The organism is Clostridium sp. Cult2 (genome assembly GCF_021655075.1).
GTDB lineage: Bacteria > Bacillota > Clostridia > Tissierellales > Tepidimicrobiaceae > Schnuerera.
In genome coordinates, this window is record NZ_PPXX01000104.1 from 38,331 (window position 1) to 49,784 (window position 11,454).

Consider the following 11,454-nt stretch of genomic DNA (forward strand, 5'->3'; position numbering starts at 1 on the left):
TGAAAGCAGGGGGAGAGTTGAAACTATTATCTTTAGTGAAAGGTTGTAAGTATGAGGTTATTAGTGGTACCATGGATATTAATATTCGAGGTATTGAACATGATTCTAGGAAAATTACCAGTAATGATATGTTTATTGCTATAGAAGGATTTACTGTAGATGGTCATAATTATGTAAATGAAGCTGTTGAAAAAGGGGCCACGTGTATTATAGTTGAAAAGGATGTTCAAATAAACAAATACAATATTACATTAATTAAAGTTGATGATACAATTGAAGCTTTAGCTAAAATTTCATCTAGATATTTTATGGAACCATCAAAGGAATTGAATTTAATAGGGGTTACTGGTACTAACGGGAAAACTTCAACTACATATTTTATAAAGAGTATTTTTGATGCAAAGCATAAAAAAACAGGGTTAATTGGTACTCTAGGTTCAATAATAGATAATAAAGTTGTAGATATTAAAAATACTACTCCTGAATCTTTGACTATACAAGAACATTTAAGAAAAATGGTAGAGGCTAATACAGAATATTGTGTTATGGAAGTATCTTCCCATTCTTTAGATTTAAAAAGAGTAGAATATATGGATTTTCAAGTGGGTATATTTACCAATCTTACTGAAGATCACTTGGATTATCATTTAACTATGGAAAATTATTATAGTAGTAAACTTAAACTATTTAATAGAACAAAAAAATATAATATAATTAACGGGGATGACCCTTTTGGAAGGAGAATGTTAAATGATATTAATAATTCTACACCAACTATTACATATGGTATTGATAAGAAATGGGATATATATGCTACAGATGTAATTTGTAATACTAAGGGAGTAGATTTTATTTTAAATACTCCAATAGGTTCTATTCCCATTAATTTGAAATTATTAGGTGGATTTAATGTATACAATGCATTGGCAGCAGCCTCTTGTGGTGTTATATATAATATGGATTTGGATTCCATTAAAACAGGAATAGAATCCATTAGTGGTATTAAAGGACGGTTTGAAGTAGTACCAATAGATAGGGATTACAGCGTAATAATTGATTATGCTCATACACCTGATGGGTTAGAGAAGGTTTTGACTACTATAGACCAATTTGCTGAGGGTAGAAAAATTGTTATTTTTGGAGCAGGAGGAAATAGGGATAAAACCAAAAGGCCTACTATGGGAGAGACCGTGGCAAAACATGCAGATCTATGTATAGTAACTTCAGATAATCCAAGGTTTGAAAATCCAGATGAAATTATTAAAGATATAATAGTAGGAGTTGAAAAGGCAAATGGGAAATATGTAACTATTACTGATAGAAGAGAAGCAATAGAATTCGCCTTATTAAATGCAAAACCAAAAGATATAATATTATTGGCTGGAAAGGGACATGAAACCTATACTATAATTAAGGATAAAATCATCCCTTTTGATGAAAAACAAATAGTATTAGATATACTTAATAATTCGAAAAAATAATAGCAATAGATACGAGAGAGGAGAAAACAAATGGTTGAATACTTAGATATTATTAGAGTTGTTATTATATCATTTATAATAACTGCTTTTTTAGGACCTATAATAATTCCAATATTAAAAAAACTCAATATTGGTCAAAATGTAAGAGATGATGGACCTAAAACCCATCTATCTAAATCTGGTACTCCAACTATGGGGGGCATAATAATAATAATTGCATTACTTATTACTACAATAAGTTCAGGACTACTAAATAGTGATATGTATGTTTTACTAATATCCACCATCGGTTTTGGTCTTATTGGATTTATTGATGATTATATGAAAATTAGAAATAGAAGGTCTTTAGGATTGAAGGCTTATCAAAAATTAATTGGGCAAATATTCTTTGCTACTTTATTAGCTCTTTATCAATCGAATACATCTATGTTAGGAACCAAGGTTATTATTCCCTTTTTTAGTAATAGATATTTAGATTTAGGGATGTTATATGTACCTTTCATTGCTTTTGTAGTTGTTGGTACAGTAAATAGTGTGAATTTAACAGATGGATTAGATGGATTAGCTTCAGGAGTTACTTTAATAGTTTTATCTTTCTTTGGATTAGTTGCTTTAAATTGGGGGATGGATAGCATCTCAATTTTTTCAGCTGCTCTAACTGGAGCATGTCTTGGATTTTTAATATATAATGCTTATCCAGCAAAGATATTCATGGGAGATACTGGTTCAATGGCTTTAGGTGGAGCTGTTTCTGCTATTGCAATATTATTAAATTTACCTTTGATGATTCCAATAGTGGGGGGTATATATTTTGCTGAAGCTTTATCTGTAATTATTCAAGTTGTCTCTTTTAAGCTTACAAGGAAAAGAGTATTTTTGATGAGCCCTCTTCATCATCATTTTGAACAAAAAGGGTGGAAAGAAACTAAAGTAGTAATTGTATTTTGGAGTATTACTGTCATGCTATGTTTAATAGGTGTGGCAAGTTTAAACTAATAGAAAGCAAGGTGTAATCATGAACTTAAAGAATAAAAATGTACTAATATTAGGTCTAGGTATTAGTGGAGTATCAACTGTTAAAGCTTTGAATAAATTGGGAGCAAAAGTATCTATTAGTGATCTAAAAGATGAAAAGGATTTAATAGATAATCTTTCACAAATAGAGCATTTAGATATAGATTTATTTTTAGGAACTAATGATGTTCCTTTAAAGGGCATAGATTTGATAGTTAAAAGCCCAGGAATACCAGCAAATTTGGATATTATTAAAGAAGCTGATAAAAAAGATATAGAAGTGATTACGGATTTGGAATTAGCATATAGGATTAGTCCCGATAGCAATTTTATTACTATTACTGGAACAAATGGGAAAACTACTACAACTACTTTGGTTGGAGAATATTTCAAAAAAGCTGGATTTTCTACACATGTATCAGGAAATATTGGTGTTGGAATTCTATGGGATATTGTTAATTCTTCTAAAGAAGATATATTTGTTATTGAAGCAAGTAGTTTCCAATTGGCAAATACGATAAAGTTCAACCCTAAAATAAGTTTAATTTTAAATATTACACCAGATCATTTGAATTGGCATGGTACTCTAGATAATTACATTGAAGCAAAGAAAAAAATATTTGCTAATCAATCAAAAAATGAATATACTGTTCTAAATTATGATGATAAATTGCTAAAGAGTATGGAAAAAGAAATCAAATCCAATATTATATGGTTTAGTGTTGAGAGTAAACTTTCAAAGGGAATATATATAGAGGATGGGTATGTAGTAATAGATGATGGTAATGAAATAGAAAAGGTCATAAGAGTTAATGAAATAAAGATGTTAGGAAAGCATAATTTGGAAAATGTTCTCGCTAGCGTTGTTATAGGTTGGATTATGGGACTAGATATTAGATTAATGAATGAAATACTTAAAACTTTTCCTGGTGTTGAACATAGAATTGAGTATGTAGATACTATTAATGGGATTAAATTTTATAATGATTCTAAAGGGACTAATCCTGAAGCAAGTATAAAAGCAGTAGAGGCTGTTGAATCTCCCATTATATTAATAGCGGGAGGTCATGATAAGGGAAGTGAATATGATGATTTTATTCTATCCTTTAAGGATAAAGTAAAATCCATTGTATTATTAGGAGAAACTAAAGAAAAAATAATGAATACTGCAATAAAATATGGATTCAATAATATATATATAGTAAATAGTATGAAAGATGCAGTTATAAAAAGCTATGAATTAGCAGAAAGTGGAGATAACATATTATTATCACCTGCTTGTGCATCTTGGGATATGTATAGTAGTTTTGAAGTGAGAGGAAATGATTTTAAAAATTGTGTATATAACTTAAGGGAGGACTAAAATGGCTAAAAAGGTTAAAAAAAGAGCTTGTGACTTCACTCTACTTTTAGCAACATTACTCCTAGTATTTATAGGAATAATAATGGTTTTTAGTTCATCTTGGCCAGAAGGCATAAAATCTTTTAATGATGGATACCATTTTTTAAAGAAACAAATATTTGCATCTATTTTAGGATTAATTGCAATGCTTTTCTTTATGAATTTTGATTATAGAATCATTAAAAGGATGTCTTGGCTAATATATATTGTTTCATTGCTAAGTGGTCTTTTAATATTTACTCCCTTAGGAATTGTTAAAAAAGGAGCAAGAAGATGGGTTAATTTAGGTTTTACAACCTTTATGCCTTCAGATGTAATAAAGTTGGGAGCTATTATCTTTTTAGCAGCTTTTTTATCTAAAAGGAAGGATATAATAAAGGATTTTAAAAAATCTACTATCCCTACTGTACTAATTATTGGTTTATCCTGTGGGATGATATATTTACAAAAGGATTTAGGTACAACAGTAACTTTAGCCATGACTTTAATGAGTATTTTCTTTGTAGCTGGAATGAAAATTAGTCATTTGTTATTAATGATAATAGGAGCTTCTGCTGGATTAGTGATGGCAATTTTCAGTGATGAAAATGAATATAGAATGAAAAGATTAACAGCTTTTTTAGACCCTTTTGCAGACAAAATAGATACTGGATGGCAAGCAGTTCAGTCTCTATATGCCTTAGGGTCTGGTGGATTATTTGGATTAGGCTTGGGTAAAAGTAGACAGAAGTTTTTCTATATTCCAGAACCACATAATGATTTTATATTTGCAATTATTGGGGAGGAATTAGGATTTTTAGGTGCATTAACTGTAATCTTATTATTTATGGTACTCATTTGGAGAGGGATTAGGATAGCTTTAAATGTAAATGATTTATTTGGATGTTTATTAGCTACAGGTATAGTTGCATTAATTACAATTCAATCTTTAATCCATATTGCAGTTGTAACATCGTCCATACCAACAACTGGAATTCCACTACCTTTTGTTAGTTATGGAGGAACATCATTGATTCTATATATGTCATCGGTAGGTATTCTATTAAATATATCAAGATATGTAAAATTGGATAGGAGTTGAAATCATGAAATATCTTATAACTGGAGGAGGAACCGGAGGACATATTTATCCAGCTTTGGCAATAGCTTGGGAGATAAAAAATAGACATAAGGAAGCAGAAATTTTATATGTTGGAACTGAAAAAGGACTTGAAAGTGAATTAATTCCAAAAGAGGGTTTTAATTTTAAAACCATTAGAGTTATGTGGATGCCTAGAAAAATCAATCTAAATTCATTTAAAGCTGTCAAAGAATTGTTTCTGGGTCTAATGGATGCGAATAAGATTATTAAAGAGTTTAATCCAGATGTAGTAATAGGAACTGGAGGCTATGTATGTGGGCCTGTGGTGTACATGGCTAGTAGAAAAAAAATTCCTACAGTAATCCATGAGCAAAATGCTTTTCCGGGTATTACCAATAAAATTCTTGCTAGATATGTAGACAAGGTTCTTATAACTTTCAAGGAATCAAAGAAGTATTTCAAATATCCAGATAAAACAATTATTACAGGTAATCCAATACGAAAAAGCATAATGGATATTGATAAAAAACAAGCTTATAAGGATTTAAATATCCATCCTAATGTACCTTTTATACTTTCTTTTGGTGGTAGTGGTGGTCAGAAAAAATTAAACGAAGCCATGTTTTATGTGATTAAAAAAAATATATTTAATGATAATTTGCAAATTATCCATGTAACAGGAAAAAGGTTTTATGAAGAATTTACAAATAGGTTAAAAATGGAAAAATTAGACATCAAACAGAATATAAGAGTTTTACCATATTTTTATGACATTCTTAAGGGATATAATGTAGCAGATTTAGTTATTACTAGTGCTGGAGCTATTACTTTAGCAGAAATTTCTGCTATTGGTGTACCAAGCATATTGATACCAAAAGGTTATACTGCTGAAAATCATCAAGAATATAATGCAAAAGCTTTTAGTGAAAATGGTGCTGCTCATTTAATTTTAGAAAAGGATTTGACTGGAGAAGGTCTAAATGAAGCTATTCATAATATTGTTATGGACAGGGCTAAACTTAGGGAAATGAGTAAAAAAAGCCAATCTTTAGGTAGGATAGATGCAACAGAAAAAATTGTCAATATTATAGACGAATTAACTAGATAATTACTTTGTCACACTTCCAATTAATATGCATAATATGTTCATATACGTCTATTTAGTCATATTTGGAGGTGCGATAATGGGGAAAATAATTGTAACTGGGGGCAATAGATTAACTGGAGAAATTAGCATTTCTGGGGCAAAGAATGCAATCTTACCTATTTTAGCCGCTACTGTTATAGGAGCTAATGAAAGTACAATTTTCAATGTTCCTGATCTTAGAGATGTGGAAATTATGAAGAAAATACTATTATCCCTTGGTTGTAGTGTAAAAAAAATGGATAAAATGATTTGGGTGGATTCAAAACCCTTAAATAATATTAAAATTCCTGAGGAATTAGTAAGAGAAATGCGATCATCAATAATATTTATGGGAGCTATGTTATCTAGAACTGGGGAAGTTGTGATTTCTTATCCAGGCGGCTGTGAAATTGGGCCTAGACCAATTGATATGCATCTTAAAGCATTAAAAGAATTAGGTGCAGAGATAGAAGAATCTCATGGGTTTATACATTGTAGGACTAAAGGACTAAAAGGAAACGAGATACAGCTTGATTATCCAAGTGTTGGTGCCACGGAAAACATTATGTTAGCAGCTGTGAAAGCTAAAGGAACTACTATAATTCGTAATGCTGCAAGGGAACCTGAGATAATTGATTTGCAAAACTTTTTAAACAAGGCTGGAGCAAAGATAAATGGTGCTGGTACAAGTGTAATTATTATTGATGGAGTAGAAAAATTTACTAATGTAACCCATAATACTATACCAGATAGAATAGTAGCGGGAACTTTTATGATAGCTTCTGCAATAACTGAAGGTGAAGTAGTTGTAAAAAATATTATTATCGATCATTTACAAGCCATTATTGCAAAATTAAAAGAAGCAGGTAGTTTAATATATAGCGATAATAATTCTTTAAAAGTAATAGGACCAAAAAAAATTAATTCAATTGAAATGATTCAAACATTACCTTACCCTGGATTTCCTACTGATATGCAGGCACAAATGATGGCCTTATTAAGTATTGCAAATGGTACAAGTATCATATCAGAGACAGTATTTGAAAATAGATTTAAACATGCTGAAGAGTTAATTAGAATGGGTTCAAATATTAAAATATTTGGTAAAGTAGCAATAATTAAGGGCGTAAAAGAATTGACAGGAGCAAAGACTACTGCAAAGGATTTAAGGGGAGGAGCATGCCTTGTTTTAGCAGGTTTAGCAGCAAGAGGGGTTACTGAGGTGGAAAATATGTATCATATTGAAAGAGGGTATGAAAATTTCCACATGGAATTGAAACAATTAGGCGCTGATATTAGAAAGATTGATTAACAGCAGCTTTAGCTGCTACCTATGTTTAGGACAAGCGAATAGGTGGGTTAACAAATGAAAAATAAGAAAAATTCTAAAAGAAGAATCGAGAAGAGAAAGAGAATACTAAAATTACTTTTATTTGTTTTAATAATAATACTGCTTTACTTATTTGTTTTTAAAACTGATTTTTTTAATATAAGAAGCATAAAGGTTGTTGGAATCAATAAGATGAGTTATGAGCAAGTTGTACAGGCTTCTATGTGTAATAAGGGAGAAAATATTTTTAAAATAAGCAGAAAAAGAGGCAAAGAAAGCTTGGAAAGATTACCTTATATTAAAGAAGCTAAGATAAAAAGAAGGTTTCCAAAGGATATAATTATTGAGATAGATGAAAGACAAGAAATTGCAATAATATCTTATATAGGCTCTTACGTTTTTATAGATGATGAAGGATATATATTGACCATAGCAGATAAGATTGAAGAAGTTAATTTACCTCAAATATTTGGTTTGGAATTTACTGATTTGGAGGTAGGGAATAATATATTTAATTTATTAGAAAGGGATAGTATTAAAGAGTTTATCACTTATTGTGAAAAATCAAATCTTTTATTATTAATGAAATATGTAAATTTTACCGATAATAATAATACAATGATTGAATTAAAAGATGGTATTAAGGTTGCTTTTGGACCTTTAGATAATGTAAAATATAAATTGAGCTTCCTAAATAATATACTAGATGATATAGGAAAAAAAGATATAAGGGTTAAACAAATATTACTAAACAAAGGTAATAATCCAATAGTAGTCACAGATGATAGGTAGGGGGAATTGTATGAAAAAGAAAAATGGTCAAATAGCTATTACATTAGTTTCCTTATTTTTAGGCATTATTTTAGCTATACAATTTAAAACCGTTAGTAATACTGTTGGGGAAGGGGTTTTACCAACCCAGAGAGCTCAACAATTGGCTATAGATTTAAAGAAAGCCCAAGAAGAAAGAGACACAGCTTTAAATGCTTTGAATGAAGCTGAAAACAAGATAAAACAATATGAAAAAGGTGAAGTGGATAATAACGTCTATGCTGAAAATCTATATAAAGATTTGGAGAAGTATAGAATATTGGCAGGCTATGTTGACTTAGAAGGTCCTGGAATAGTTTTAGAAATCCAAGAGCCACCTGCTGACGTGCAATTTGGAATAGAATATAGCATTGTAGATGATTTAGATTTGATACTTCAGACTATTAGTGTTTTAAATGCGGCTGAAGCGGAGGCCATTTCGATTAATGATCAAAGATATACTGCCTTTACTGAGATAGAAAGAGCAGGAGATCATATAGAGATAAATGGAGTTTCAATTAATTCGCCAATCGTAATTAAGGCCATTGGAAATCCAGAAACTTTAGAATCAGCCTTATCAATTAAGAGAGGAATTGTTTGGACATTGAAATACTATGATTATAATGTACTTTTAGCTAAAGAAAAGAATATAAAAATACCAAAATATAGAAAACTAATAGAATTTGTCTATTCACAACCTGTAGAAGGAGAGTCCAATTAAAATTTGGGGGATTTATATGAAAAGAATAAATAAACCTAATTTAGTAGTTTTTGCTTTTTCTCTATTATTGGGTATTTTTATAGCAATCCAGTTCAAGCAGAATATACCCATTTTTGCACCAGTTACGTTGAATTCAATACAAGCTACTAAAAATGAGATAAATGCAGTGAATAAAGAAATTGAGGAACTTAAAATAATGATAGATAGTAAAAACAATCAAATTAATATGCTTGAAAGCATAGCTAGCGGTGATGAAAATATTATAGATATTTTGCACTCTGAATTGAATAAAAATAAATTAGCTGCAGGCTTTGAAGATGTTCAAGGTCCAGGAATAGCAATCAAAATGCAAGATAATATGTCAGAAGAAGCTTTTGGTCAGGAATATGACTTAGATTTAATTCATGATGCAGATGTTCTAAGGATAATAAACGATTTAAGAAGTGCTGGAGCTGAAGCAATAAGTATTAATAATCAGAGAGTATTATCTATATCTGAAATAAAATGTGGCGGCCCTATAATAAGGATAAATGGAAGAAGTGTAGGAACACCATTTTATATAAAAGCTATTGGTGAACCAAAATTATTAAATGCAGCCATAAATGCTCCTAACACCTACGGTTATGCCTTAAAGACTATAGATCAAATATATATAGAAACTACTATAGAAGATAATATAATAATTCCAAAATATAATGGAAGATTTAATTTTAAATATGCAAAACCATCAAAAGAAGGTGATTAATATGTTTTTTGCTTCAATAGGTATATTGATTGGAATAGCAATAGGCCTTATATTACCATATACTTATAATGTTCAATATTCTTTATATATTTCAGTGGCCATTTTAGCCTGCTTGGATTCCGTTTTTGGAGGAATCAGAGCAAATTTGGAGAGGAAATTTGATTTAGGTATTTTTATGTCTGGTTTTTTTGGTAATGCAATCCTAGCAGCCTTTTTAGCTTATATTGGAGATAGACTTGGTGTCCCACTATATTATGCTGCAATCTTCACATTTGGAGGGAGGTTATTTGAAAACTTTGCAAGTATTAGACGTATTTTGATTAAAAAGAGATTTAAAAACCAAGGATGATATCTAAACTGTAGTATTTACGCTGGTGCTATTTATTATTAAAGATTCTAGGAATTGAAGCATATTAATATTCAAGATTAATGAAAGGTTTTTAACTAATTGATAAGGGGGTTAAATCTATGTTTGATTTTGATGTAGATGTTGAAGAGTTTGCAAAGATAAAAGTGGTTGGTGTGGGTGGTGGAGGAAATAATGCTGTAAATAGAATGATCGATTGTGGGGTTAGAGGAATTGATTTTATTGCAGTCAATACTGATAGACAAGCCCTTTATTCATCAAGAGCAGAGCATAAATTACAGATAGGGGAAAAACTGACCAGAGGATTAGGTGCTGGTGCTAATCCCGAGATAGGCATGAAGGCAGCTGAAGAAAATCGAAATGAAATTACTGAAGCTTTAAAAGGTGCAGACATGATTTTCATTACAGCAGGCATGGGTGGTGGTACAGGTACAGGAGCTACACCTATAATTGCTGAAGTAGCAAAAGAACTAGGGATACTTACTGTGGGAGTTGTTACGAAACCTTTTACATTTGAAGGAAGAAGAAGGTTAATTCATGCTGAAAAAGGCATAGAGGAATTAAAAACAAAAGTAGACACTTTAGTAACTATACCAAATGATCGATTACTTCAAGTAGCTGAAAAGAAAACTACTATGGTACAAGCTTTTTTAATGGCGGATGAAGTACTTAAGCAGGGAATACAAGGCATTTCAGATTTAATTGCTGTTCCCAATTTAATAAATCTGGATTTCGCTGATGTAAAAACCATAATGTATAACCGTGGTATAGCCCATATGGGAATTGGAAAGGCTTCTGGTGAAAACCGATCCGTAGAAGCTGCAAAGCAAGCCATCAAGAGTCCATTATTAGAAACTTCCATTGATGGAGCTAAAGCTGTATTGTTAAATATTACTGGAGGAGAAGACCTAGGACTATTTGAAGTCAATGAAGCAGCTGATTTAATAAGACAAGCTGTTGATCAAGATGCTAATATTATCTTTGGTGCAGGGGTAGATGAAACATTAAAAGATGAGATAAAAATAACAGTAATAGCGACAGGATTTGATATCGAAAGGAGAAGAAGAACAGATCAAACTTTTGAGTTTAATATTGAAGAAGAAAGTGCTGCAGCTAAAGATTTCCAATTGGATGATTTAGATATTCCGCCTTTTTTAAGGAAAAAAAATAAATAATTTTTTATGAAATAAATGTCAAAAAACGTTTCTCGATGCTGAGATACGTTTTTTTTATTATTAAATAATGACAAATTTTTACTTGATGATTATATATAATAGACATAAATATTATATTTATTGAATAAGCTTTTAGTATAAGAATTTCATATAAAGGAGGTATTCTATTGTATATATATGCTGAATACCTATTAATAGAAAA

The 11,454-nt window shown here is 30.4% G+C and carries 11 protein-coding genes; all 11 read left to right on the forward strand.

Annotated features, from left to right (window positions below; translation table 11 throughout):
- The first annotated feature begins 17 nt into the window (after positions 1–17).
- On the forward strand, positions 18–1,481 hold the full coding sequence (locus C3E90_RS11630; RefSeq protein WP_236915839.1) for a UDP-N-acetylmuramoyl-L-alanyl-D-glutamate--2,6-diaminopimelate ligase: 1,464 nt from the start codon (positions 18–20) through the stop codon (positions 1,479–1,481).
- A 30-nt stretch (positions 1,482–1,511) separates the two neighbouring features.
- Positions 1,512–2,477: a phospho-N-acetylmuramoyl-pentapeptide-transferase gene (mraY, locus tag C3E90_RS11635; RefSeq protein ID WP_236915840.1), complete on the forward strand. Its 966-nt coding sequence runs from the start codon at positions 1,512–1,514 to the stop codon at positions 2,475–2,477.
- A 19-nt stretch (positions 2,478–2,496) separates the two neighbouring features.
- The gene (gene murD / locus C3E90_RS11640; RefSeq protein WP_236915841.1) at positions 2,497–3,858 is read left to right on the forward strand and encodes a UDP-N-acetylmuramoyl-L-alanine--D-glutamate ligase; all 1,362 of its coding nucleotides are present in this window, start codon (positions 2,497–2,499) and stop codon (positions 3,856–3,858) included.
- A 1-nt stretch (position 3,859) separates the two neighbouring features.
- Positions 3,860–4,978, forward strand: coding sequence for a putative lipid II flippase FtsW (gene ftsW, locus C3E90_RS11645; RefSeq protein ID WP_236915842.1), 1,119 nt, complete (start codon positions 3,860–3,862; stop codon positions 4,976–4,978).
- A gap of 4 nt (positions 4,979–4,982) precedes the next feature.
- Entirely contained in the window at positions 4,983–6,086 is a 1,104-nt protein-coding gene (gene murG, locus C3E90_RS11650; protein WP_236915843.1) for an undecaprenyldiphospho-muramoylpentapeptide beta-N-acetylglucosaminyltransferase, read from the forward strand.
- Between the two features lie 76 nt (positions 6,087–6,162).
- A complete protein-coding gene (murA, locus tag C3E90_RS11655; protein WP_236915844.1) occupies positions 6,163–7,416 on the forward strand; it encodes a UDP-N-acetylglucosamine 1-carboxyvinyltransferase in 1,254 nt (417 codons plus the stop codon).
- A 54-nt stretch (positions 7,417–7,470) separates the two neighbouring features.
- Positions 7,471–8,226 (forward strand): cell division protein FtsQ/DivIB, encoded by a 756-nt coding sequence (locus tag C3E90_RS11660; protein WP_236915845.1) that lies wholly within the window; start codon positions 7,471–7,473, stop codon positions 8,224–8,226.
- A gap of 10 nt (positions 8,227–8,236) precedes the next feature.
- Positions 8,237–8,965, forward strand: coding sequence for a DUF881 domain-containing protein (locus tag C3E90_RS11665; protein WP_236915846.1), 729 nt, complete (start codon positions 8,237–8,239; stop codon positions 8,963–8,965).
- Between the two features lie 16 nt (positions 8,966–8,981).
- The gene (locus C3E90_RS11670) at positions 8,982–9,710 is read left to right on the forward strand and encodes a DUF881 domain-containing protein (RefSeq protein ID WP_236915847.1); all 729 of its coding nucleotides are present in this window, start codon (positions 8,982–8,984) and stop codon (positions 9,708–9,710) included.
- 1 nt (position 9,711) lies between these two features.
- Complete coding sequence (locus C3E90_RS11675; protein ID WP_236915848.1) at positions 9,712–10,059, forward strand: small basic family protein; 348 nt, start codon at positions 9,712–9,714, stop codon at positions 10,057–10,059.
- Positions 10,060–10,178: 119 nt separating this feature from the next.
- On the forward strand, positions 10,179–11,252 hold the full coding sequence (gene ftsZ, locus C3E90_RS11680; RefSeq protein WP_236915849.1) for a cell division protein FtsZ: 1,074 nt from the start codon (positions 10,179–10,181) through the stop codon (positions 11,250–11,252).
- Positions 11,253–11,454 lie beyond the last annotated feature (202 nt).